21 protein-coding genes are annotated in these 23682 nt (G+C 70.5%); 11 read left to right on the top strand and 10 right to left on the bottom strand.

What is annotated here, in order from left to right:
* Positions 1-63: 63 nt before the first annotated feature.
* Positions 64-954 carry a DUF2510 domain-containing protein gene (locus OG844_RS14105; protein ID WP_406390372.1) on the bottom strand — a complete coding sequence of 297 codons (891 nt, stop codon included), beginning with the start codon at positions 952-954 and terminating at the stop codon, positions 64-66.
* Positions 955-1507: 553 nt separating this feature from the next.
* On the opposite strand from OG844_RS14105, the gene OG844_RS14100 reads away from it, so the two are divergent.
* The 7 genes from OG844_RS14100 (at position 1508) to OG844_RS14070 (ending at position 7606) form a co-directional block, all read left to right on the top strand.
* On the top strand, positions 1508-2797 hold the full coding sequence (locus OG844_RS14100; RefSeq protein WP_406390371.1) for an ATP-binding protein: 1290 nt from the start codon (positions 1508-1510) through the stop codon (positions 2795-2797).
* Entirely contained in the window at positions 2794-3198 is a 405-nt protein-coding gene (locus OG844_RS14095) for a roadblock/LC7 domain-containing protein (protein ID WP_351181611.1), read from the top strand. The genes OG844_RS14100 and OG844_RS14095 overlap by 4 nt, the downstream gene beginning before the upstream one ends.
* Positions 3195-3581: a DUF742 domain-containing protein gene (locus OG844_RS14090; protein ID WP_406390369.1), complete on the top strand. Its 387-nt coding sequence runs from the start codon at positions 3195-3197 to the stop codon at positions 3579-3581. The genes OG844_RS14095 and OG844_RS14090 overlap by 4 nt, the downstream gene beginning before the upstream one ends.
* Positions 3562-4155 (top strand): GTP-binding protein, encoded by a 594-nt coding sequence (locus tag OG844_RS14085; protein WP_406390368.1) that lies wholly within the window; start codon positions 3562-3564, stop codon positions 4153-4155. The genes OG844_RS14090 and OG844_RS14085 overlap by 20 nt, the downstream gene beginning before the upstream one ends.
* Positions 4152-5609 (top strand): cytochrome P450, encoded by a 1458-nt coding sequence (locus tag OG844_RS14080; RefSeq protein WP_406390367.1) that lies wholly within the window; start codon positions 4152-4154, stop codon positions 5607-5609. Before OG844_RS14085 ends, OG844_RS14080 begins: the two co-directional genes overlap by 4 nt.
* A complete protein-coding gene (locus tag OG844_RS14075) occupies positions 5606-6703 on the top strand; it encodes a cytochrome P450 (protein WP_406390366.1) in 1098 nt (365 codons plus the stop codon). The genes OG844_RS14080 and OG844_RS14075 overlap by 4 nt, the downstream gene beginning before the upstream one ends.
* A 180-nt stretch (positions 6704-6883) precedes the next feature.
* On the top strand, positions 6884-7606 hold the full coding sequence (locus tag OG844_RS14070; protein ID WP_406390364.1) for a FadR/GntR family transcriptional regulator: 723 nt from the start codon (positions 6884-6886) through the stop codon (positions 7604-7606).
* A 92-nt stretch (positions 7607-7698) separates the two neighbouring features.
* Here the strand turns inward: OG844_RS14070 and OG844_RS14065 are convergent, their stop codons facing one another.
* Positions 7699-8892 (bottom strand): PP2C family protein-serine/threonine phosphatase, encoded by a 1194-nt coding sequence (locus OG844_RS14065; protein ID WP_406390362.1) that lies wholly within the window; start codon positions 8890-8892, stop codon positions 7699-7701.
* A gap of 254 nt (positions 8893-9146) precedes the next feature.
* Between OG844_RS14065 and OG844_RS14060 the strand changes: the two genes are divergently transcribed.
* The 3 genes from OG844_RS14060 to OG844_RS14050 are packed head-to-tail and all read left to right on the top strand — an operon-like array spanning position 9147 to position 12087.
* Complete coding sequence (locus OG844_RS14060; RefSeq protein WP_406390360.1) at positions 9147-9914, top strand: (Fe-S)-binding protein; 768 nt, start codon at positions 9147-9149, stop codon at positions 9912-9914.
* Positions 9911-11455: a lactate utilization protein B gene (locus tag OG844_RS14055; protein ID WP_406390359.1), complete on the top strand. Its 1545-nt coding sequence runs from the start codon at positions 9911-9913 to the stop codon at positions 11453-11455. The genes OG844_RS14060 and OG844_RS14055 overlap by 4 nt, the downstream gene beginning before the upstream one ends.
* Entirely contained in the window at positions 11452-12087 is a 636-nt protein-coding gene (locus tag OG844_RS14050; protein WP_406390357.1) for a lactate utilization protein C, read from the top strand. Before OG844_RS14055 ends, OG844_RS14050 begins: the two co-directional genes overlap by 4 nt.
* A 161-nt stretch (positions 12088-12248) precedes the next feature.
* Here the strand turns inward: OG844_RS14050 and OG844_RS14045 are convergent, their stop codons facing one another.
* The 7 genes from OG844_RS14045 to OG844_RS14015 form a co-directional block, all read right to left on the bottom strand.
* Positions 12249-13160 carry a hypothetical protein gene (locus OG844_RS14045; protein ID WP_406390356.1) on the bottom strand — a complete coding sequence of 304 codons (912 nt, stop codon included), beginning with the start codon at positions 13158-13160 and terminating at the stop codon, positions 12249-12251.
* 446 nt (positions 13161-13606) lie between these two features.
* On the bottom strand, positions 13607-15511 hold the full coding sequence (locus OG844_RS14040) for a DUF2264 domain-containing protein (RefSeq protein ID WP_406390355.1): 1905 nt from the start codon (positions 15509-15511) through the stop codon (positions 13607-13609).
* Positions 15508-16536 carry a hydroxyacid dehydrogenase gene (locus OG844_RS14035; protein WP_406390354.1) on the bottom strand — a complete coding sequence of 343 codons (1029 nt, stop codon included), beginning with the start codon at positions 16534-16536 and terminating at the stop codon, positions 15508-15510. Before OG844_RS14035 ends, OG844_RS14040 begins: the two co-directional genes overlap by 4 nt.
* A gap of 37 nt (positions 16537-16573) precedes the next feature.
* On the bottom strand, positions 16574-17449 hold the full coding sequence (locus OG844_RS14030; protein WP_406390352.1) for a carbohydrate ABC transporter permease: 876 nt from the start codon (positions 17447-17449) through the stop codon (positions 16574-16576).
* Positions 17446-18444, bottom strand: a complete 999-nt coding sequence (locus OG844_RS14025) for a carbohydrate ABC transporter permease (RefSeq protein WP_406390351.1) — start codon at positions 18442-18444, stop codon at positions 17446-17448. The genes OG844_RS14030 and OG844_RS14025 overlap by 4 nt, the downstream gene beginning before the upstream one ends.
* Before the next feature lie 50 nt (positions 18445-18494).
* Positions 18495-19859: an ABC transporter substrate-binding protein gene (locus OG844_RS14020; RefSeq protein WP_406390350.1), complete on the bottom strand. Its 1365-nt coding sequence runs from the start codon at positions 19857-19859 to the stop codon at positions 18495-18497.
* Between the two features lie 102 nt (positions 19860-19961).
* Positions 19962-21110: a substrate-binding domain-containing protein gene (locus OG844_RS14015; protein ID WP_406390348.1), complete on the bottom strand. Its 1149-nt coding sequence runs from the start codon at positions 21108-21110 to the stop codon at positions 19962-19964.
* A 157-nt stretch (positions 21111-21267) separates the two neighbouring features.
* Between OG844_RS14015 and OG844_RS14010 the strand changes: the two genes are divergently transcribed.
* Positions 21268-22101 carry a sulfite exporter TauE/SafE family protein gene (locus tag OG844_RS14010; protein WP_406390347.1) on the top strand — a complete coding sequence of 278 codons (834 nt, stop codon included), beginning with the start codon at positions 21268-21270 and terminating at the stop codon, positions 22099-22101.
* A gap of 26 nt (positions 22102-22127) precedes the next feature.
* On the opposite strand, the gene OG844_RS14005 is transcribed toward OG844_RS14010, so the two are convergent.
* Positions 22128-23654 carry an amino acid permease gene (locus OG844_RS14005; RefSeq protein ID WP_406390345.1) on the bottom strand — a complete coding sequence of 509 codons (1527 nt, stop codon included), beginning with the start codon at positions 23652-23654 and terminating at the stop codon, positions 22128-22130.
* Positions 23655-23682: the final 28 nt, after the last annotated feature.

Genomic DNA, 23682 nt, shown 5'->3' with positions numbered 1-23682 from the left:
ACAGGAGCGCGGAGGCCGTACCGGGGCCTACCGGTACGGCCTCCGCGCTGTTCGGGACCGGTCTCAGGCCCCCTGACCGGAGCCGGAACCCGTTCCCGTCGCGGCCTTGATGCCCTTGGAGATGTCGTCCATGACGGAGAGCTTCGGCGCCTTGGCGTTGACGTCGAAACCGGAGCGGACCAGGACGATCATGTCCTTGATGTTGGGGGAGGGGAACGCGAGGGACTGGACGTACCCGTCGTCGCCGTTCTTCGTCACCACCTTCCAGCGCACCAGGTAGCCCTTCTGGCCGGCCACCGTGACCGCCTCGGACCTGAGCTGCTGGTGCGAGGTGATCCCTCCGTAGATCTCCTCGCCGTACGACTCCTCGGAGTTGGCCGTGATGTCCTTCTCCGCTGCGGCCTTCGCCGTCGTCGCCTCGTTCTTCAGGGCCTGTGCGGGGGCGGAGAACACGCCGCCGCGCACGCACTTCTGGCTCTCGTCGCCGGGGCAGGTGTACGCCCCGGTGGTCACTCCGGCACCGACCGGACCGGACTGGCCGGTCCAGCCGTCGGGCACGGGGATGCTGATTCCGCTGGCCAGGTCGGTCGCGTAGCCCTCCTCGGTCGGGACCTGCTCGCCGGGGTTCTGCCCGCTGCCGCCGTCCTCGCCGCCACCGGGTGCGCCAGGACGGTCGGGGCTGTCCGACGGTGCGGGCGCGGGGGACGCGGCGGAGCTGTCGGACCGGTCGCCGGAGTCGTCCCCCAGCAGATAGGCGCCGCCGCCGACAGCGGCGAGCACGACGACACCGGCGGCGATGCCGGCGCCGATGCGTATCCGGCGGCGCCGGACGGCCGCGGGCGGTATGCGGAGCTGGTCGGTCCACCGGCTTCCGTCCCACCAGCGTTCCTGGCGGGGGCCGATTCCTGAGTACCCGGGGTCTGGATGCCAGCCGGGCGGGGTCGTCTGGGTCACGAGGAGCACCGTAGGCGCACCGGGTGAGAATCGTATGAAACCCACAGGGTGGCCGTGGTCACTTCTCGCGGCCGACGTGTCCGATGAGCGCGCCCGCGGCACCGCTCACCGCCGGGCGGCTTCGGCTGCGAGCGGAACGGCGTCTCATCGACCCGTCCGACATGTGGCGCAGTGTGGCGAGTTGAACCCCTACTGTGATCATTTCTTTGATGTTTTTGCCCAGTCGTGTTGCGGTCGATGCCGTGGGGTGAGCATCCTTGGACGTAGTCACGAAGCGTTCCGGACGCGTTGCTCCGAGTGGCTGGCGACCCTGCGTCGCACCCACCGCCCGTTGGACACGCCGCCCAGGAAGATGCCGTGATGGCCCGCCCCGAGGTATTCCGCTTGCCCCCGCACGGGCATCGCCGGAACGACCCGGCGGGATCTCTCCCCGGCCCCTGCGCCGTTGGTGCCGACGCCCGAGAACTGCCCTGCAGCGCCGCAGTATTCGCCATCGCGCAGGGCGCGGGAGACGGCCTCTTACCCCATCCACCCGCCTCCGCCCGAGGAACTGATGACACTGTCTCTGCCTGCCGTGACCGCCTGGCTTCTGGCCGCGGCCATGATGGCCACCGGGATCCTGGCGCTGCGTTACCGCAACTCCGCCGCCCTTCGCGCCGAGCGCATCGCCTTCCTCGAACGCACCCTGCGTGCCCATGAGGAAGAGACCCGGCATCTGCTCGAACGGCGACTGCCCGCTCTGAAGGACGTTCTGTCGCAGGGCAGGCCGGGGGAGATACCCGGGCTCCTGCACCCCGAACTGGCCGGTTCGCCGTTCGCCCGCGCCCACGACGGGGTGCTCGCCGTCTACCGCGACGTGGCGGCCGACGCCGAGCAGTCCTCCCAGGGACTCCTGCTGGCGGTGGCCCGCAAGCTCCAGGGGCTGGCCAACAACCAGCAGATGAAGATCACTGAGATGAACCAGCGCCACGACGCGCCGGAGTTCCTCCAGGATCTGATGGACATCGACCACACCAACGCCCAGATCCTGCGCCGCGCCGTGGGCATGGCCGTGATCTGCAAGGCCTGGCCGGGACGCCAGCACAACGCGACACCGCTGCACGACGTCGTACGCGGAGCCGTCGGGCGGATCCTGGACTACCGGCGTGTGCACATCGTGCGGATCGAGGACTCCCGTGCCGTGTCGGGCCGAGCCGTCGAGGCGCTCGTCGTGACGCTCGCCGAACTGTTGGAGAACGCGACGCGTTCGTCGAACCCGAGCACCCCCGTCCAGGTCCACGTCCAGCTCACCCACGGCGGAGTCGCCGTCGTGATCGAGGACGCCGGTGTCGGACTGAACGCGGCCGAACGTGAGAAGGCGTCCCGTCTGCTGCACGACGACGCGCTCGGCGTCGCCGGTCTCGGCAGCCCGCCGCGTTTCGGTCTGGCCGCCTGCGGCTCCCTGGCGCGGCGCTACGGCTTCGCGGTGTCCGTGGACTCCGCGTCGGCCTTCGGCGGGGTACGGGCCGTCGTCAACATCCCGTCCGCGCTGCTCACCGACGCCCCGTCCGCATCGAGGCCCGCTCCGGCCCGGCCCGTCCCTGCGCCGGTCCTGCCCCGGCAGGCCGGTGAGCCGGCGGTGGCGGCGCCCATGAGGGCGACCACGGCCGGTGGCCTGCCCAAACGGACCAGGCAGCCCGCAGCCCAGGCGGCAACTCCGGCGCCGGCGCCCGCCGATCCAGCCCGGGCGACCGCCCGCCGCAGCCCGCGCGAGGCCGCCGCCCCGCTCGACGCCTTCCTCCGCGGCAGCCACGCCGCAGCCCACGACCACCGCCCGACCAGCGAGGGGACCCCCGAGGCATGACCCAGAACCGCGATGCCTGGATGCTCAAGCAAGTACTCGACCAGCCCGAGGTGTACGACGCGATCCTGGTCGCCGCCGACGGCCTCGTGATGGCCTTCTCACCGGGACTCGGCCGGGACCAGGCCGACCGCATAGCCGCCGCGCTCTCCGGTGTGCAGGCCACCAGCAGCGCCACCGCGATGTTCTGCCGCGCCCCCGCCGACTCCTGGCGGCAGAGCCTCGTCGAGTTCGACGGGGGCTTCGTCATCACCATCCACGCGGGGGACTCGACCTATCTGTCGGTGGCGACCTCGGGCGCCGCCGACGTCGGACAGGTCGCCTACCGGATGCACGAGGTGGTCGACCAGCTCGGCCGTGAGATGGGCAGTTCACCGCGCCAGGACGTCGGCAGCCCGACGTGACCCCGCGGCGCAGGCGCGATCTGGTGCGCTCGTTCGTCCTCACCCAGGGACGGGCGCGCCCCACCCGCAACACCCATGTCCTGGACGTGATCACGATGGTGACCACCGTCCCGGGCAGGTCGGTCGCAGGCCTGCTGCCGGAACAGCTGGCAGTGGTCGAGCTGTGTCGCGGCGGCTACCTGTCCGTCATCGAGGTCGCCGGCCATCTGGGCCAGCCGCTCACCATCACCCGCATCGTCCTCGGCGACCTGCTCGACTCCGGGCACGTCGTCACCCGTACCGCCCAGACCGCCGACGCGCAGTCCCCGGAATCCGGCGAAGCGGCGGCTCCCACCACCGCACACATCTTGGAGAAGTTGCTGCATGGCCTCCAGGCTCTTTGACGGCATCTACGTCCGCGACACGGTGCAGCTGACGGCCAAACTCATGGTCGTCGGCCCCTTCGGCGTGGGCAAGACCACCCTGATCGGTGCCGTCAGCGAGATCGAGCCGTTGCGCACCGAGGAACTCATGACGCAGGCCGGTGCGACGGTCGACGACAACAGCGGTGTCCCGCAGAAGACCACCACCACCGTCGCCCTGGACTTCGGCAGGGTGACGCTCGCGGACGATCTCGCCCTGTACCTCTTCGGCACGCCGGGGCAGCAGCGCTTCGCCCAGATCTGGCAGGACCTCGCCCGCGGCGCCTACGGCGCGCTCGTCCTCGGGGACTCCCGGTACCTCGACCAGTCCTTCGAGGCGCTGGCCCTGGTGGAGAGCTACCGGCTGCCGTACGTTGTCGCGCTCAACCGGTTCCCCGACACCCCGGCGTATCCGGAGGAGGAGCTGCGCGAAGCCCTCGACCTGGATCCCGGGACGCCCCTCATCATGTGCGACGCCCGAGACCGCGAATCCGCGAAGAACGCGCTCATCGAGCTCGTCCGGTACCTGTTCGCCCGCCACCAGGAGATGTCGTGACAACGCTGCCCACCGGCCCGGGATCACCGCCGCCGGGCTGTCCTGCCCACCAGGCCGTACCCGGTCAGGACCCCGCGTCCGGACTGCCCGTCCTCCACGGGGCGGAGTTCGCCGCCGATCCGCACGCCACGTACGAAAGGCTGAGGAAGGAAGGCGTCGCGCACCCGGTCGAGCTGGCCCCCGGCGTCGAAGCCGTTCTCATCACCGGCTACGAGACCGCACTCGAGGTGCTGCGCAGCCCGTACTTCAGCAAGGACGCCCGCCGCTGGACCGCGCTCGCCGAGGGAAAGGTCCCGGCCGACAACCAGGTCGTACCGATGATGGGCTGGCGGCCCAGCCTCTGGTTCGCCGACGGGGAGCGCCATCTGCGGTTGCGGGCCTCGGTCGACGACGCACTGGGCAGGGTCAACCCCCATCAGCTGCGGGCCTACGTGCAGCGCAGCGCCGGACAGCTCATCGACCGGTTCGAGCACGAGGGCAGGGCCGACCTCGTCTCCCAGTACGCCGATCCGATCCCCGCACTCGTCTTCGCCCAGCTGTTCGGCTGCCCCGACGAGCTCACCAGCAGGATGGCGGCGGCCTGCGTGCGGATGATGGACGCGGAACCCGCCGTCGCCCAGGCAGGCGGCGGCGAACTCGCGATGTGTCTGGGCGAGTTGATCGCGATGAAGCGAGCCAGCCCGGGTGCGGACGTGACCACCTGGCTGCTGGACCACCCCTCCGCCCTCTCGGACGAGGAGATGATCCACCAGCTCGTCGTCCTGATCGGGGCGGGAACGGTGCCCCAGTCCGCGTGGATCGCGACGGGCACGATGATGCTGCTCGCCGACGACCGCTTCGCCAGCGACCTGACGGGCGGCAGCCTCACCGTCGCCGACGCGCTCAACGAAGTGCTGTGGCTCCACTCGCCGCTGTCCAACTTCTCCTTCGTCTACGCGGTCCACGACCACACGCTCCGCGACCGGAGCACCGGTGCCGAGACCGCGATCCGGGCCGGGGTCCCCGTACTGATCAGCCACGCCGCCGCGAACACCGACCCGGTGCTGGACATCGAGGAGGGGCAGCGGGCTGCCAACACCTCGCACCTCGCCTTCGGCGCCGGACCGCACGCCTGTCCCGCCAGGGACACGGCCGGTGTCATCGCCGAAGTCGCCGTGGAGATGCTTCTGGACCGGCTTCCCGACATGGTCCTCGAAGTGGGCTCCGGCGAACTCACCTGGCGTCCCGGCCCGTTCCACCGCTCGCTGACCGCTCTGCCGGTGCGCTTCGACGCCGTCCGTGCGACCTCCCCCCAACCGCCCGTCGCTGCAGTAGGAGAACCGACATGGAATCCCGAACCTGCCCCGTCCTCGACCCGACCGGATCGGACCTCCACGCGGAAGCCGCCCGTCTCCGCACCCAGGGGTCTGCGACGCTGGTGGAACTCCCTGGTGGGGTCACGGCCTGGTCGGTGACGCGGCACGACACCATCAAGGAACTGGCCGCCGACCGCAGGGTCTCGCGCGACCCCCGCCTGCACTGGCCCGCCCTCGACGGCGTACCCCAGGACTGGGCCCTGAACGTCTGGGTACGGGTGGTGAGCGCCTTCACCTCCTACGGCTCCGACCACCGCCGGCTGCGCAACCTCATCGCCACGGCGTTCACCCCGCGCCGTACCGAGGCACTCCGCCCCCGGGTGCAGGACCTCGTCGACCGGCTGGTCAAGGACCTGAGCGAAACGGCCCCGGGGGAGACCGTCGACCTCCGCGCCCGGTTCGCCTACGTCATCCCCACCGAGGTCATCTGTGACCTGTTCGGCGTCCCGGCCGACATGCGGCCCTGGATGCGCCGGGTCATCGACGCGGCACTCAACACGGCCGCGACGCCCGAGCAGGCGGCTGCGGACTACGGTGACCTGTTCGGCTGCATGGCTGCCCTGATCGCGGCCAAGCGCGCCGAGCCGGGCGAGGACATGACGAGCGACCTGATCGCTGCCCGCGACGGAGAGGCGAAGCTCGACGAGGAACAGCTCGTCTCCACCCTGATCCTCATGATCGGCGCCGGCTCGGAGACGGCGGTCAACCTCATATCCAAGGCCACCATCGCCCTGGTGGCGCACCCGGAGCAGCTCGCTCTGCTGCGGTCCGGCGCGGTCGGCTGGGAGGACGTGGTGGAGGAGACCCTCCGCCTCGAATCGCCGATCATGCACATGCCGTTGCGGTACGCCGTCGAGGACATCGACCTCGGGGACGTCCGGATCGCCAAGGGCGACGCGATCCTGCTGGCTTTCGGCGCCGCGGGCCGTGACCCCGCTCTCCACGGAGACAGCGCCTGCGAGTTCGACGCCGCGCGGGAGTCCTCCGACCACCTCGCCTTCGGCCACGGTGTCCACTACTGCCTGGGAGCCCCGCTCGGCCGGATGGAGGCGGACATCGCGCTCCGGGCGCTGTTCGCCGCGTTCCCGGACATCGCGCTCGCCGTGCCCGAGGACCAGCTCGCCCCCCAGGCGTCGTTCATCGCCAACGGCTACCGGGAGCTTCCCGTGGTGCTGCGTCCCGCGACGGCCTGACCGTTCACGGACGTACGTGACGGCAGTGCGCCCTACCCCCGCCCGGGGTACGGACGCACTGCCGCAACAGGTCGTTGGAGCCGCGTGAGGCGTTCCCGCCGACGCTCGGTCTTTGGTCCGACCACACGCCCTGTGTGACATAGTCGGATCATGCGTATCGACCGGAGCAGGGAGTAGCGGATGCCCGTCGAGTGGCAACCCGTACGGCAGTCCCGCACCCACGAACTCGTGCTCCAGAGCATCGAGGAGCGTGTCTTCGCCGGAGAGCTCAAGGCGGGCGACCGTCTCCCGCCCGAGCGGGAGCTGGCACCGGTGCTCGGAGTCAGCCGTTCCGCTCTGCGTGAGGCGCTCCGGGTGCTGGAGACCATCGGCGTACTGGTCGCGCAGCCGGGCCGGGGTCCGGATTCGGGGGCCCGGATCGTGCGGAACCCGGACGACGCCCTGGGGCGTCTGCTGCGCCTGCACTTCGCCCTCGGCAGCTACAGCCTGCACGACGTGCTCGAGGCGCGCGTCGTACTGGAGCGCTCCAGCTGGGAAGCCGCCGCACGGTACGCGCCGGCCGAGGATCTCGACGAGGTCGAGCAGCTCCTCGTACGCATGGGCGATCCGGACGTGGGTGTGTCCGAGTTCAACGACCTCGACACCCGCTTCCATGTGCTGATCGCCGGGAGTTCGGGCAACGCGCTGACCTCGACGCTCACCTCCGCGGTGCGCGAGTCCGTGCGTCCGCTGATCCTGCGGGCGCTGGAGGAGACCGAGGACTGGCCGGCCACCGCCGGCGCACTCAACGCCCAGCACACGCGGCTGCTCGCGCTGGTGCGCGAGGGGCGGGGCAGCGAGGCGGCGGACCTGGTCGAGGAACACATCCGTGGCCTGCACGGGACGCTGGTGGACGAGACATAGCCCGACACGGGGAGCGGGGGAGCGGGGACGGTGCGCACGAGCACCGTCCCCGCTCCTGTGTGATGTCTGCCTGATGAGCGGGCCGTTGCGGGTCAGCGGTGCGGGGCCGGTCTGGTCCGGTCCGTTCGGCGGCGATTGCCGTGCCAGTCCAGTACCAGGACCGTGGCGTCGTCCTTGAGGTTGCCGTAGCAGGCGTCCAGCACCGCGCAGGTCAGGCTCCGGACGACCTCTCGCGGGTGCAGCGCGCCGGTGTCGTGGACGACCGAGGGCAGGTCGACGGCGGCCGCACTGCGGTCCTGCATGCCGTCGGTGAGCAGGACCAGGCGGTCTCCTGGACGCAGAGGGAACTGCTGGAGGCGATACCCGGTGGGGGCCGCCACGCCGAAGGGCATGTCGACGGCGAGTTCGACCTCTTCGACGGTGCCGTCGCGCATCCGCAGGGGGCGGGGATGGCCGGCGTTGACCAGTTCGCACAGGCCCGTTTCGAGATCGACGCAGAGCAACTGCCCGGTGGCCAGGCCCCTGCTGTGACTGAGCAGGGCCTGGTGGGCGTGATGGGCCTGCTTGAGGGCGTCACAGCCGCTGCGGCGCGCCTGTCGCAGCGCTCCGACCAGCAAGGTGGCCAGCAGGGCGGAATTGGTGTCGTGGCCCATCGCGTCGGTGATGGACAGGTGCAGGGTGTCGCGGTCGAGGGTGTAGTCGTAGGTGTCGCCACCGATGTCGTCGGCCGGTACCAGTCCGGCGGCGAGCGTGAACTCTGCCGCCTCGCAGCAGGGGGCGGAGGGAAGCAGCTGATGCTGGATCTCCGCTGCCAGACTGGTCCGGGTGGTGCGCCGGCCCAGGTGGTACAGATCGGTGAAACGGCGGTCCGTGACGATGATGTAGGCCAGCGCGTGGGCCGCGTCGTGGACCTGCCGGAGCACGGTGTCGTCGCCGGCCTGCAACGTCACCTCCAGGACGCCGATGCGGTCGCCCCGGTTGGTGACAGGCGTGATGACGCGCCGGCCGCCCTGCCCGTCCGTTTCCACGTGCTGGCGCTGGCTCCGCAGGACACGGTCGTAGACGCTTCCCTGCAACTTGACCGGCTCGCCGGGGCCCTCGGCGGCATCGCCGGCCGCGGCCAGTCGTACCAGCCGCTCGCCGATGAGGTCGACGAACAGGAAGGACACGCACTCCGCGCCGAACCGCTTCTGCAGGTCGAGCGCCACCACCTCGACGGACTCACCGGGCGGCGCGGCCTCGGCAGCGGCCAGCAGTTCGCCCAGTTCCAGATCTGTGCCCTCCACAGCAACCTCCCAATTCGGCTGCCGAACCTCCTGCCCCACATCCCCGCAACCTCACCTCCTGAGCCCGTTTTGCCTGGTCAGGACGGACGGCCAGGTCCGTTCAGTGGGTCGTGGACGCGTCAAACGGGCCCTGGCCCCTTCCCGGCGCGCCCTCCCGCCCGAGGGCTCTCCCGCTCGTTGTATCCCACGCGCCCCAGGTTCCCCACTTGGACCGAGGCTAGTATGGTCGGACCATAAACGACCGGGGAGGCCCCATGCGCATCGGACTCTTCGCCACCTGTCTGGGAGACACGCTCTTCCCCGAGGCGGTGAAATCCACCGCGGTACTGCTCGCCCGACTGGGCCACGACGTGGTGTTCCCGCCGGGCCAGACGTGCTGCGGCCAGATGCACGTCAACACCGGCTACCAGCGCGAACCCGTCCCGCTGGTGCGCAGATTCGCCGAGCAGTTCGGGGACCCGTCCATCGACGCGGTCGTCATGCCGTCCGGATCGTGCGCCGGTTCCGTAAGGCACCAGCACGAGATCATCGCCGAGCGGTACGGGGACGCCTCGCTGCGCGCCGGAGTCGGCACCGTCACGTCCAAGACGTACGAGCTGTCGGAGTTCCTCGTCGACGTCCTCGACCTCTCCGGGGTAGGCGCGTACTTCCCGCACCGCGTGACGTACCACCCCACCTGCCACTCCCTTCGGATGCTCCGGGTCGGCGACAAGCCGCTGAAGCTCCTGCGCGCCGTCGAGGGGATCGATCTGGTCGAACTCCCCGAAGCCGACTCCTGCTGCGGCTTCGGCGGCACCTTCGCCGTCAAGAACGCCGAGACGTCCACCGCGATGCTCCGGGACAAGATGCGCAACATCGCCACCACGGACGCCGCCGTGTGCACCGCCGGAGACTCCTCCTGCCTGATGCACATCGGCGGCGGACTCTCCCGCATCCGGTCCGGTACGCGCACCCTGCATCTCGCCCAGATCCTCGGATCCACCCGTACCGCGCCGTACGCCCTGACGGAGGCCGCCCGATGAGCACGTTCCTCGGCATGCCCGCCACGCCGCCCCGGTCCCCGTACGGAACGGGAAACCTGCGCGGCGACCGCACGTTCCCCGAGGCCGCCCACGACGAGCTCCTCGACGAACAGCTGCGCCGCAATCTCGGCAAGGCAACCCGCACCATCCGTACGAAGCGGCTCGGCGTCACCGCTGAACTCCCCGACTGGGAGCAGTTGCGCGACGCCGGATCCGCCATCAAGACCGACACGATGAACCGGCTCCCCGAACTCCTGGAGCAGCTGGAGCAGAAGGTCACCGAGCACGGCGGAACCGTCCACTGGGCGCGCGACGGAGCCGAGGCCAACGAGATCGTCGCCCGGCTGGTCCGGGCGACGGGCAGCAGCGACGTCATCAAGGTCAAGTCGATGGCCACCCAGGAGATCGGCCTCAACGAGCACCTCGAATCCATCGGCATCACCCCGTACGAGACCGACCTGGCCGAGCTCATCGTGCAGCTCGCCGACGACAAGCCCTCGCACATCCTGGTGCCCGCGATCCACCGCAACCGCGACGAGATCCGGCAGATCTTCCTCGACGAGATCCCCGGAGTCGACCCGGACCTCGACAACGTCCCCGCGCATCTCGCCGCCGCAGCCCGCGCCTATCTGCGCGAGAAGTTCATGACGACCAAGGTGGCCGTCTCCGGAGCCAACTTCGGCATCGCCGAGACCGGCACCCTGTCCGTCGTCGAGTCGGAGGGCAACGGCCGGATGTGCCTGACGCTGCCCGACACCCTCATCACCGTGATGGGCATCGAGAAGGTCCTGCCGCGCTACCAGGACCTGGAAGTCTTCCTGCAGTTGCTGCCGCGCTCCTCGACGGGCGAGCGCATGAACCCGTACACGTCGATGTGGACCGGCGTCACACCCGGCGACGGGCCGCAGGACTTCCACCTGGTCCTCCTCGACAACGGCCGCACCGCCGCGCTCGCCGACAGGATCGGCCGCGAGGCCCTCAACTGCATCCGCTGCTCGGCCTGTCTCAACGTCTGTCCCGTGTACGAGCGCACCGGCGGCCATGCCTACGGATCGACGTACCCCGGACCGATCGGCGCGGTCCTCACCCCGCAGCTCGCCGGGATGGACGCGGCCAAGGGCGACCCCAACAGCTCGCTGCCGTACGCCTCCAGCCTCTGCGGCGCCTGCTTCGACGCCTGCCCCGTCAAGATCGACATCCCGTCGATGCTCGTCGAGCTGCGCCACCAGCACACCGAACAGTCCGGCACCACCGCGGAGAAGCTGGCCATGAAGGCCGCCGCCGGCGTGATGAAACGGCCGATGCTCTTCACCGCCGCGCAGAAGGCCGCCGCTCTCGGCCGGATCGCCGGCGGACGCGACGGCACGATCTCGCACCTGCCCGCCCCGCTCAGCGGCTGGAGCGACAGCCGCGACACCCCGGCACCGCCCAAGCAGACCTTCCGCTCCTGGATGGCATCGGCCGAGGGCGCGGCAACGATGGGCGCCGCCGCCGAAGAGGGCGCCCGGCACACCGCCCACGACCACGAGGAGGACCGGTGACGACGACCGCCCGCGACACGGTGCTCGGCCGGATCAGGGACGCACTGGCCCTCGCACCCGTGCCCGACACCACGGTTCCCCGCGGCTACCGCACCGGCCGCACCCTCCCGGACGAGGAACGCCTCGCCCTGCTGACCCACCGGCTCGTCGACTACAAGGCGAAGGTGTACCCCAGTACCGGCGACCGCACCGCCGAAGTGATCGCCGAAGTGCTGCGGGAGCGCGGAGCCCGGCGGATCGGAGTGCCGGCCGGGCTCGACGAGCAGTGGCTCACCGCCTACGACGGCGAGGTGCGGCAGGACTCCGCCGACATCCCGGCGCCGAGCCTCGACGCACTGGACGGTGTGGTGACCGCCTCGGCCGTCACCTGCGCGGAGACGGGCACCATCTTCCTGGACGGTTCGGCCGACCAGGGCCGGCGCGCCCTGTCCCTGGTCCCCGATCTGCATGTGTGCGTCGTCGACCTGTCCTCGGTCGTCGTGGGCGTCCCCGAGGCGGTGGCCCGGCTGGTGCCGGAGCGGCCGACGACCCTGATCAGCGGTCCGTCGGCCACCTCCGACATCGAGCTGGAGCGGGTGGAGGGCGTCCACGGCCCCCGCACCCTCGCGGTGGTGATCCGCACCGACGTCTAGGACGTGTCCGGCCGAGGGTCCACCCTGTTCCCTGCCGTCGGCAGGTGCGGCTCAAGCCCGGCCCACCTTGCATTCCTGACCGGGAGCACAGGACGGCGCCCCGCCCGTCGGCCCGGCGCCCTCGCGGAGGCCGGGCCGACGGACGGGGCACCGAGTGGGTCTCAGCCCCGGCTCAGGTGAACGGCCACCGTCTCGCTGACAGTCACCGGCCGCTCGAAGTCCGGGTCCGTCGCCGTAGCCCGCGCCTCGACCTCGACGTCACCACGCTGGAACGGCACCGACCCGGTGGGAACGGCCGTCGCGGTCCAGGCGACCGGCGCGCCCGGGACACACTTCACCGACGCGGAGTAGGAACCCCGGATGAGCTGCCGCCGCTTCACCTGCGTGACGTCGCCCGCCACCGCCACCTCCACCGGCTTGTTGCAGCTCACCGTGCCGTGCAGGGTGGCCTTGCCGTTCAGGGTGCTCGCCGTGCCGTCGAGCGCCACGGCGAGACCGAGACCGAGCTCGGCGGGCGGGGCCGGGTTGTCGATGTCCACCTCGCCGCGCGCGGCGGGGTCGCCCCCCTCGCAGTGCTGCTCGAAGGAGGCGACGAGCTCCTTCACGTACCCCTGCGGGCCGAACTCCACGGCCGTGATCGTGAAGCTGCCGGTGAGCGTGTTGCAGCCGCGCCCGTTCCCGCCGAGGGACAGCCCCGGTTCGGTCGCCTCGTTGAACGGGTACCGGGTGGCCCCGGCATAGGTACCGGGTGCCAGGGTGGTGCCCTCCGGCGCTGCGAGGTCCAGGTACCACCAGTCCCCGTTGGCGCCGTCCACGGACAGCGAGATCACCCGGTTGTCGCTCGACCCGGTCACCGACACCTTGTCCTGGGAATCCGTCGAGTAGGCGTAGGACCCGCCACCGCTGATCCAGTCGCCCTCGTCCCCGCTGAAGGCCAGGGATCCGTCGGTGACCGGCTGGGCATGGGCCTGAGGTCCGGACAGCAGGCCGGTCGTACCGGTCGCCATGGTGAGGGCCAGCGCGAGCACGGCCGCACTTCTGGCCAGAGCGCGTCCGGGCATGGTGAGTCTCATGTGTGTGTTCCCCCCTGGGAAGACGATTTCCGCTACGCCGACGAGGTGTTCCGTCAGCTGCGGGAAGAGTCTGGCAACAAGGAAGATCGACGACAACTGCGTTTCAGTTGTGGCTGGTTGAGGTTTCGGCCACCATCTGCGTTTCCCGTCAACGGGGTTCGGGTCCAGATCGCCCTGGAACCACGAGCGAGCACCCGCACGCACCGTGTCGGGGCTCCCGTCCTGGTGCCCGCGTCCCTCGCGGACACCAGGGTGTCGGCCGTACGTCAGGCGCCCAGGTCATCGAGGACGAACTACTGCTCAACGGGCTCTTGTGCGTGAACCAGCTGAATCTCGCGTCGAGCGCGCCGGGTTCACCCGCCTGTCGCCACTGAACCGGACACGACGGGCCCTCCGCGCGTGACCCTCGCGCGTCGGAGGCCGGACGTGCCCGGTCGTGGCGGACATCAGAGACCGTGGGTGACCTCCAGCGGCGCGAAGCCGATACGGGTCGTCGTACCGTCGTCGGCCCAGCGCACAGCGACCGTCTCCTCGTTCACGTCCACCCCGTTCACCGCCGAGGCGAGAGGACTGCCGTCCGGCCCCGCGGTGAGCGAGGCGAGCGCCACCAGCACCTCTGTCCCCTCCACATCGGCACCGAGCCTGGGCAGTACGGCCCACCGGGTGAACGCCGTGCCCTGCGGAGCACGTACCTCCTCCTGCTCCGCCCAGCCGTGCAACCCGTGCAACGCGGAACGCACCGCTTCCTCGGGATCCGTCGCCCAGCCCGTCTGCTCGGCCCGCGACCCGGCGGGTGCCCCCAGGATTCGGTGCACCCGTAGTTCGTACCGGCCCTTCACGACCGTGACGCTCTCCACCCGCAGCCCCGGCATCGTCGGCGCGCCCTCCGGGAAGACCGGGCAGTGCCAGGACGCGGCCCAGCCCCAGCCGTCGCCGTGACCCGCGCCCAGCGGGTGGATCCTTACCCGGCTGCTGCGGGAGCCCTCGACCCGTACCGACAGATGATTGTCCGCGGTGTTCGCGGACGCGGTGGGACCGGTGGCCGTCGAATACGCGAGGCGCGCGTAGAGCGGGTCCGACAGATCCGCCGTCTCGCCCTCGTGCGGCCGGACATGGTCGCTGCCGTGGTTGTGCAGCCGGACGATGCCGTCCGCCTGCGTCGACTGGACCAGCAGCCCCGGCGACGGCAACGACAGCACCCGGTCGACGCCCTCGCTCGGGGCGGGCTCCTCGGTCGCCGCCCACAGCGGATGCTCCGCCGGGGCGAGCAGCGCGACGAACGCCTTCGACGCCCAGTAAGGCGACGCGGGACCCGAGTACACCTGGAGCGTCGCGTCGTGCGGACCGTGCCAGCCCAGGCTCAGCAGACCGTCGTCCGCCGCCGCGCCCCGCTCCAGGAAGTACCGCAGCGAGCCGCTGATCAGCCGCCGCGAGACGCCCGGAGCCAGGGGGGTGTGCCCGGACACCGCGCCCATCCCGACGGCCGCACCCGCCGCGAAGCGGTAGGTGAGGGAGCGTCCGAAGTGCAGCGGCGCACCGTCCGCGCCGAACATCAGTGAGAAGCTCTCCAGATGCTCGCTCAGCCGTGCGCCGTAGCGCGTGGCGAGCTCCGTGTCGCCCGACAGATACGCGTCCAGTACCGGATACAGGTGCAGCGCCCAGCCGTTGTAGTGGTCGAAGGCCCGCCCGTCCCCGTCGGCGTACCAGCCCTCGCCGCGGTACCAGACCTCCAGCAGGTCCAGGGCACGCTGCCGTGCCCGTGCCGTTTCGGCGTCGCCCCGGCCGACGGACTCCAGGAAACCGGCGACGGAGTAGGGGAACAGGTACCAGTTGTTGGGGGCGGGTGTGTGGCGCAGGGCGCCGCGCAGCCACTCCTCCGTCCGGTCCTGGGTTCCCGGGTCGAGCCGGTCCCACAGCCACGGCCGGGTCAGCCGCAGCCCGATCGCCACGGACGCGGACTCGACCATCGGCTGGCCGAAGACCGTGTGGTCGAGAATCAGCGGCCAGGACTCGGCGTCGTCGCGCCCCGCCGTACGCGTACCGGCACCGAGGCCGTCGGCGTACCGCTCCAGCCAGTGGTGCGGATCCTTGCCTTCCGCCCCGGCGACCCGGAACGCGGCGGCCAGGAACGTACGGGCATAGCCCTCCAGGCCGTCGGAGCGCACACCGGAGCGGGACGGGCGCCCCGGCAGGTCGAGCAGGGCCCGGCCGGGGGTGGCCCACTTCCAGGCGGCGTGCAGCAGGCCGTCGGCCGCCGCTTCCCAGTGCGCCCGGGTGTAGCCGGTGTACGGGCTCGACCCGCGGTCCTCGGCGGGGAGTTCGAAGGGGTACGGGGACGAGGTGGAGGTCATGCGAGGAAGGCCAGCCTTTCGCGTCGTACGGGATGGGCGAATCCGTCGCCCGCGGCCCAGCGCGCGACCTCACCGACGGCCAGATCCGCTAGTCGGCGCAGCTCGTTGCCCTGGGAACCGGCGAGATGAGGGGTGATGGTCGCGTTGCCGAGGTCCCACAGCGGATGACCGGCCGGCAGCGGGTCGGGATCGGTGACGTCGAGCACCGCGCGGATCCGGCCCGTACCCAGTACGTCGACGAGCGCGTCCTGGTCGACGACCGCACCCCGGGAGGTGTTGATCAGGACGCCGTCGGGCCGCATCGAGGTGAGGAGTTCGCGGCTGACGAGCCCGGTGGTCGCGGGCAGCAGCGGGGTGTGGACGCTGACCACGTCGCTCTCGGCGAAGAGTCCGGCGAGCGTGACGGGGCGGACCCCGAGCTCGGCCGCCTCGCCGCCGGAGACGTACGGATCGTGGAGCAGCACCCGCAGGTCGTAGGGGCGCAGCAGTTCGATCACCCGGCGGCCGATCAGGGAGGCGGACAGGATGCCCACCGTACGGCCGTAGTTGCCCACGTCGGGCGGGGTGGCGAGCCATGCGTCGCGGCGACGGGAGGCCCGGAAGTCCCGGGCCCGCTCCAGCACCCGCTTCCCGGAGAGCAGGATCATCGCGAGGGTGTACTCCGCGACCGGCAGCGCGTTGGCCGCCGCGGCCGACGACACCTCGATGCCCCGGTCCCAGCAGGCCTCGGTGACATGACCCCGGACGGTGCCCGCCGTGTGCACGACGGCCCGGAGTGCGGGCGCCGCCGCCAGGACGTCCGCGTCGATGGGCGGGCAGCCCCAGCCGGTGACCAGGATCTCCGCATCCGCGAGCGCGGCGCGCGCCGGGGCGGTGGCGAAGTCGTCGATGACGGGCAGCGGGGCGAGCGTGCTCACCGCGGAGAGCGCCGCCATGGAGCTCGGGGAGAGCACGGCGGCCGCGGCCGACGGACTCATGGCGAGCGCGGCGCGCGGCCGGCGGTGGGCGGGGGAGGTGCTGGGCATGGTTCTCCTGTGCGGTGGTCCGGTCGGGGCGGCACGGCTACTTGACGGCGCCCGCCGTCAGACCGGACCGCCAGAAGCGCTGGAGCAGGGCGAAGGCGAGGATCAGCGGCAGCACCGCGAGCAGCGAACCCATGATGACGACCGGGTAGTACTCGGGGGAGACGGACGCGGAACTGTTCCAGGTGTACAGGCCGAGACTGACCGGATACAGATCCTGGTCGGAGAGCATCACCATGGGCAGGAAGAAGTTGTTCCAGATCGCCGTGAGCTGGAAGAGGAAGACGGTCACCAGCCCAGGCCCCAGCATGCGCAGCGCCACCCGGACGTACGCGGTCAGTTCGCCGGCGCCGTCCATCCGCGCCGCTTCCAGCACCTCGTCGGGCACGTACCCCTGGCTGAAGATCCGGCCGAGGTAGACACCGAACGGGTTGAAGAGGACCGGGATGAAGACCGCCCAGTACGTGTTGACCAGCCCCGTGCCGGACGCCATCAGGTAGAGCGGCAGGGCGAGCACGGTCTGAGGCACCATCACCGCGGCGAGCACGAGCCCGAACAGCTTCTCCTTGTGCGCGAAGCGGTACTTGTCGAAGGCGTACCCGCAGGCGACGCTCACGAGTGCGCCGAGGGCCGCGCCCAGGACCGCGTAGAGCAGGCTGTTGCCGTACCAGCGCCCGTACAGCCCGCCGTCCATGGCGAACAGGTCCTTGACGTTCTGCACGAAGGAGAAGTTGCCCAGCGAAAGGATGTTGCTGCTGAACAGCGCGTTGCGGTCCTTGGTCGACGCGAGCACCAGCCACAGCACCGGCAGCAGGGTGTACGCCACCGAGATGCCGACCACGAGGTTGACGACGGAACGCCCGAGGAGCCTGGGCCGCAGGGGTGCGGCAGTGCGAGGTGCGGTGGACGCGCTCATCGGGTGTTCTCCTCTGCGGCGTCGGAGCGGTTGGTCCAGCGGGTGACGCCGTAGGAGAGGGCGATCGTGCACACGAGCAGGACGACGGAGGCGGCTGCCGCGAGCCCGTAGTTGTTGCGGGTGAAGGCGGCGTCGTAGATGTACATGCTGGGCGAGAAGCGTGAGTTGATCATCGGTGTCGACTGGCTGAGCAGCATCGGCTCGGTGAAGAGCTGCAGCGCGAAGATGAGGGTGAACATCGCCACCATCACGACCGACGAACGCACCAGCGGAGCCTTGACCTGGAGAGCCGTGCGGACCGGGCCCGCGCCGTCGACGACCGACGCCTCGATCACCTCGCGGGGGACGGCCTGCAGCGCCGCGTAGAACACGACCATGTTGTAGCCGAGGTTGCTCCACAGCGCGATGTTCACGATGGACGGGAGCACGGTGTGCACCCCGAGGAAGTCGACGGTGATGTCGGCCTTGCCGAGGAGTTCGATCACCGGACTGATGCCGGGGGTGTACAGGTACAGCCAGATCAGCGCGGCGATGATGCCGGGCACTGCGTGCGGCAGGAACAGCGCGAGCTGGGCCGTGCCCCGCAGGCGCACCACGCCGGAGTCCAGCAGCAGTGCCAGGGCGAGGGCCCCGATCACCATGAGCGGGATGTAGACCAGGCAGTACAGGGCGACGATGCCGAGACCGCCGAGGAACGTCGGGTCGGTGATGACGGCCATGTAGTTGCGGAGCCCGGCGAAGACCGTGCGTTCCGGGCCGAAGCCGAGTCCGGGCTGGTCGTCGCTGAAGAAGCTCAGATACAGGGCCGTGGCGACCGGGATCAGGAAGACGGTCACCAGAAGGACGAAGAACGGCGCCATCAGGGCTCCGCAGGCACCGAGTTCACGCCGTCGGGCGGACCTGCGGGCCATGGGCGCCGGGGCGGCGGCGGGGCTCTTCGGTGAGGGCCGGGCGGTGGTGTCCGCCGGGACGGATACGGGGGTGGTGCTGGCCATGGGTGTCACCTGCCTCTCTGCTGCTGGGAACGGGGGTTGCGGATCGCCGGTCAGGTGGAGTGCAGGGTGGTGGAGAGGCCGAGTGCCTTCAGGTCCGGCATGGTGCCCTCCTGTGCCGCCCTGACCGCTCCGAGGATGGAGCCCTGGCCTCCGCTCGCCCGCGCCAGCCCGTCCTTCATGATCTTGCCGGTGGCTGTCATCCGGGGGCCCCAGACCCAGCCCCCGCGAATCTTGTGGGCCTCCTGCTCGAAGAGGGTGTAGATGTCCTGGCCGCCGTAGTAGGTGCGGTCGAAGGCCTTGCGGCCCACCTCGACCAGGCCGGGCGCGGCGGGGTACTGGCTGCTGGCCCCGCTGGAGAGCCGGGCACGCAGGGCGTCCGGGTGCGAGACCTGCCACTCGATGAACTCCATCGCGGCCTCGGGGTCCGCGCTGTCCTTGGTGATCGCGAAGGTCGAGCCGCCATGGGTCCCGACACCGGGGTCGGCCGGATCCCACTGGGGGATCGGCGCCAGCGTCCACCGGCCCTTCTGGCCAGGGCGGGCCTTCATCTGGGCACCGGCGTCCCACGCACCGCTCAGTCGGCTGAGCACCAGGCCGTTGGCGATCTGGACGTCGCTGTGCCGGCTCTCCACCGCGTTCATGAAGACCAGGTCCTGGTCGGTCAGCCGCTGCCAGAAGGCGGCCACGCGACGAGTGGGTGCGTCGGCCAGTGAGACGTTCCAGGCGCCGCCCGCCGTGTCGAACCACTGGGCGCCCGCCTGCCACGCGAAGGCGGCGAGATGGGTGTCACCGTCGGTCGGGAAGAGCGCCATCCTGCGGTCACCGCCCTTGCGGCGTACGGTCCTTGCCGCGTCCTCGAAGTCCTCCCAGGTGCGCGGGGCGGTCAGCCCGTACCGCTCGAAGAGGTCGGTGCGGTAATGCAGCACCATCGGCTCTATGTCGAGCGGAACGCTGAAGACCCGCTTCTCGAAGGTGGTCAGCCCCAGCGCCTGCGGCAGCAGTTCGGCGCGCAGCCCGTCGCTCACCAGGTCCGTGATGTCGCGGCAGACACCGTCGATGGCGAAGCCGGGGACCTGGGGGTATTCGATGGTGGCGACGTCCGGGGCGTTGCCGGCCCGGGCCGCGTTGCTGAGCTTGGCGTAACCGCCCTGGGCCCCCGAGGGGACCTGCTGGAAATCGACCTGAAGGGTGTCGTGCCCGCGGTTGAACGCGTCCACGACCTCCTGACTGCCCCGCAGCGCGGACCAGAAGGTGATCCGCTTCTTCCTGCCGGTCCTGCTGCTTACGGTCCTGCCGGTACTGTTCGTGCCGCCCGATCGTGGCTCCTCGCCGCCGCTGCAGGCGCTGAGCGCACCTGTCAGGGGCAGCGCGGCGATCGTGGCGAGTACGGATCGACGGCTCTGTCGATCAGGCATGGGTGCCTCCCGCGGCTCCTGATTCAAGACACGGGGAATACTGATCGCCTGATCATTAGCGGTCAATAGATCGATCAGAAGGAGCTTGAAGCGGTCAAACGCTCACTGCTTCGAGGCGGGGAGCGCTTGTGCCGATCCGCGTACTTTGAGTGCGGGGAGCAGCTCCACCCTGCGCACCGGACCCGTCGTACCCTCCGGGTGCGCCAGCCGGTGCAGCAGCAGTTCGGCCGCCGCCCGTCCGATGTCGGCCCTGGGCGGGGCCACCGCGGTCAGCGGCGTGCTGCCCAGTGAGGAGACCACATCGTCGTACGCCACGACCGAACAGTCCTGCGGCACCCGTACGCCGCTCTCCGCCAGCCGCTGCACCAGCATCAGCGCGTCCTCGTCGCCGTGCAGGACGGCGCCCGTGACCCCGCGCTCCCGCAGCAGCGCGGCCAGGTCCGGAGCCGGCTCCTCCGGCGCGGCGGGGGACGGGGAGTCGGTCCGAATCCCGGGGCCAGGACCCGCGTTCGAGGAACTGAGCACCACCGACCAGTCGTCCACCTCCGGGCGGGCGGCCGCGATCTCGGCGAACGCCGCCCGGATCGAGCGAGCGGTGGGGCTGTCGTTCCGGGCGGCCAGGACGATCCGGCGATGGCCCAGCGAGACCAGGTGGTCGATGGCGAGATGCACCCCGTACCAGTGATCGGAACAGACCGAGTCCAGGGCGTGCAACGCGCTGCCCGGCCGCGGCCGCCGCTCCATCAGAACGGTCGGCACGCCCACGTCGGCAAGCCAGCCGTAGTCCGCCTCCTCACCGACGGCGCTGCGCCACCGAGGGGCGATCAGCAGCCCGCGCGCCCCGCCCGCCAGGGCCCGTTCCACCTGCGGCCGTTCGGCCCCGGCCGACTGCGGCGCGATATGCAGGGCGATCCGCATCCCCGCCGCCTCCAGGGCGGTGCGGGCACCGTGCAGGGTCTCGTACAGGTACGAATGCCGCTCGGGCACCACCAGGGCGATCGGACCGCCCTCCGCGGCAGGCTCACCGGTCCGTGCGACCGGGAGCGCCGTCGTCTCGGCGGCGTCCCCCACCGGGCGGGCCACCCCGTGGCCGCGCCGCAGCCTGCCCGCCCGGGCCAGCTCCTCCACGTCCCGCCGGAGCGTGACCACCGAGACGTCCAACTCGGCGGCGAGCGTGGTCACCTTGACGGCACCCCGTGCGTGCACCACCGCGAGTATGCGCTTCCGCCTCAGTTCAACCGGCTCCCGCATGCTGCTGGCCCCCTTGTCGTACTGCTGCGCGTTGTTCGTTTGAGCGTTTCCGTGAGCACTTCGCTGGCAGCATAGCGAGGGATCCGCCGTCCCGGTGGTTCACGGGATGGACCGATGATCCGAATGAAAGCCGGGTGTATCTATCATCTGATCCGGAATGGACACCATCACTCTGTGGCAACTGGCCGTGCTCGCGGCGGCATCCATGCTCGTCGGCTTCTCCAAGACAGCCGTCAGCGGTGCCAACACGATCAGCCTCGCGGTCTTCGCGGCCGTACTCCCGGCCCGCGAATCGACCGGAGTGCTGCTCCCGATCCTCATCGCGGGCGACATCCTCGCCGTGGTGATCTACCGTCGGCACGCACACTGGCCCACGCTGCTGCGGCTCTTCCCGGCCGTCGCCGTGGGCGTGGTGGCAGGCACCGTCTTCATGCTGTGGGCCGATGACGACGCCGTGGCCAGATCGATCGGCGCGATCCTGCTCTTCATGGCCGGTGTCACCCTCTGGCGCAGGCACACCGCGGCCCGGTCCGAAGAGGCGCCCGAACAGCAGGCCACGGAACAGCAGGCCACGGAACGGCGGGCAACGGAACGGCTGGCCACAGAACAGCCGGACGAGGAGAAGCCGTCGCTTGCCGGGCGGGCCAAGGCCCGGTCCTACGGGGTGCTCGGCGGCTTCACGACCATGGTCGCCAATGCGGGCGGCCCCGTGATGTCGCTCTACCTGCTGTCCGCCGGTTTCCGGAAGCTCGGCTTCCTGGGAACCTCGGCGTCGTTCTTCCTGATCGTCAACACGTCCAAGGTGCCGTTCAGCGTGGGGCTCGGACTCATCGACGCGCAGTCCCTGCTGCTCGACGCCGCCCTGGTCCTGTTCGTCATCCCCGGCGCGTACCTCGGCCGGGCATGCGTGGGCCGGATCAACCAGAAGCTCTTCGAGCAGATCGTGATCGGCGCCACCGTGCTGGGCGGCCTCCAGTTGCTGCTGCGCTGAAGGCCGCCCGGCGGTGGACGACGCGGTCAGACGATGCTCTCGGCGATCTCCGCCTGCTCGCGGGCGTTTCCGTACGCGGCGGGGGTGCTGTACGAGCGGCGCGCGACGAACCACCACACGGTCGCCAGCACCAGCACGGCGACGAGGGCGATCGACGCGTAGTTCATCGAGTCGACGGTCACCGGCGAGGACTGCGGCAACAGGAACAGCACGCTCACGATGGCGACCCACACCACGGCGATCCAGCCGATCGGCTTCGACCAGCGGCCCAGATGCCACGGTCCGCGCTCGAACCTGTCGCCGGCGCGCAGCTTGAGGTAGATCGGGATGGCGTACGCGGGAGTGATGCCGATGACGTTGATGGCGGTCACCGCACCGTACGCGGTCGTCGAGTACAGCGAGGGCACCGCGAGAAGAGCGGCGACGCACACCGACAGCCACACCGCGGGCACCGGCGTCTGGGTGCGGGAGCTCACCTTGCGCCACAGGGCCGAGCCCGGCAGCGCGTTGTCCCGGCTGAACGCGAAGACCATCCGGCTCGCGGCGGCGACCTCGGCGTTGCCGCAGAACAGCTGCGCCGCGATCACGATCAGCAGCATGGCGGTGGCGCCCGCGGTACCCAGCGCGTCGATCAGGATCTGCGCGGGCGGCACCCCGGTGGCACTGTTCCGGGTGCCCGCGTAGTCCTGGATGGCGAAGGTCAGACCGGCCAGCAGCACGAAACCGGCGACCCAGGAGACCCAGATCGCCCGGACGATGCCCCTGGCCGCCGTCACGGACGCGTTGGACGTCTCCTCGGAGAGATGGGCGGAGGCGTCGTAGCCGCAGAAGGTGTACTGGGCCAGAAGCAGACCGATCGCCGCGACGTAGAGCGGGTTCTCCCAGCCGGTGTCATTGACGAACTCGGTGAAGACGAACGACGGCGACTGGTGGTGGGAGGGCACGATCGCCAGCACCGTCACGATGACGGCCACACCGCCCAGGTGCCACCACACGCTGATCGAGTTGAGCACACTGACCAGGCGGACACCGAAGAGGTTCAGTACGGCGTGCAGCAGCAGGATGCAGAGGAAGATCACCATCGTGGATCCGGGAGTGGGATCGAATCCCCACTGCAGATGGAACAGCGCCCCCGTGAACAGCGCGGCGCCGTAGTCGATGCCGGCGATCGCCCCCAGCAGACCGAGAAGATTCAGCCAGCCGGTGTACCAGCCCCACTTGCGGCCACCGAGCCGGTCGGCCATGTAGTACAGCGCTCCCGACGTCGGATACGCGCTGGTGACCTCGGCCAGGGCCATGCCCACGCAGAGGACGAACAGGCCGACACCGGCCCAGCCCCAGAGCATCACCGACGGGCCGCCCGTCGACATGCCGAAGCCGTACAGGGTCATGCAGCCGGACAGGATCGAGATGACGGAGAAGCTGATGGCGAAGTTGCCGAAGCCGCCCATGCGGCGGGCCAGGACCGGTTGATAGCCGAGCTCGCGGAGCCGCTGCTCCTCGTCCTTCTGCGGAGCCTCCGGGGTCGAGGGGGCGGACGCGGATATGGACATGGGAAAGAACCTCCGTGAGGGGACGGTG

It is taken from the genome of Streptomyces sp. NBC_00887 (assembly GCF_045207585.1).
Note: the sequence above shows the minus strand (reverse complement) of the source record. Positions and strands in the feature narration are given on the sequence as shown.

Bases quoted from the DNA above. Each gene is read 5' to 3' on its own strand.
- OG844_RS14085 (WP_406390368.1), top strand. From the start codon at position 3,562: ATGGCCTCCAGGCTCTTTGACGGCATCTACGTCCGCGACACGGTGCAG.
- OG844_RS14100 (WP_406390371.1), top strand. From the start codon at position 1,508: ATGACACTGTCTCTGCCTGCCGTGACCGCCTGGCTTCTGGCCGCGGCC.
- OG844_RS14045 (WP_406390356.1), bottom strand. From the start codon at position 13,160: ATGAGACTCACCATGCCCGGACGCGCTCTGGCCAGAAGTGCGGCCGTG.
- OG844_RS14035 (WP_406390354.1), bottom strand. From the start codon at position 16,536: ATGCCCAGCACCTCCCCCGCCCACCGCCGGCCGCGCGCCGCGCTCGCC.
- OG844_RS14015 (WP_406390348.1), bottom strand. From the start codon at position 21,110: ATGCGGGAGCCGGTTGAACTGAGGCGGAAGCGCATACTCGCGGTGGTG.
- OG844_RS14095 (WP_351181611.1), top strand. From the start codon at position 2,794: ATGACCCAGAACCGCGATGCCTGGATGCTCAAGCAAGTACTCGACCAG.
- OG844_RS14005 (WP_406390345.1), bottom strand. From the start codon at position 23,654: ATGTCCATATCCGCGTCCGCCCCCTCGACCCCGGAGGCTCCGCAGAAG.
- OG844_RS14060 (WP_406390360.1), top strand. From the start codon at position 9,147: ATGCGCATCGGACTCTTCGCCACCTGTCTGGGAGACACGCTCTTCCCC.
- OG844_RS14010 (WP_406390347.1), top strand. From the start codon at position 21,268: ATGGACACCATCACTCTGTGGCAACTGGCCGTGCTCGCGGCGGCATCC.
- OG844_RS14020 (WP_406390350.1), bottom strand. From the start codon at position 19,859: ATGCCTGATCGACAGAGCCGTCGATCCGTACTCGCCACGATCGCCGCG.
- OG844_RS14070 (WP_406390364.1), top strand. From the start codon at position 6,884: ATGCCCGTCGAGTGGCAACCCGTACGGCAGTCCCGCACCCACGAACTC.
- OG844_RS14055 (WP_406390359.1), top strand. From the start codon at position 9,911: ATGAGCACGTTCCTCGGCATGCCCGCCACGCCGCCCCGGTCCCCGTAC.
- OG844_RS14025 (WP_406390351.1), bottom strand. From the start codon at position 18,444: ATGGCCAGCACCACCCCCGTATCCGTCCCGGCGGACACCACCGCCCGG.
- OG844_RS14030 (WP_406390352.1), bottom strand. From the start codon at position 17,449: ATGAGCGCGTCCACCGCACCTCGCACTGCCGCACCCCTGCGGCCCAGG.
- OG844_RS14040 (WP_406390355.1), bottom strand. From the start codon at position 15,511: ATGACCTCCACCTCGTCCCCGTACCCCTTCGAACTCCCCGCCGAGGAC.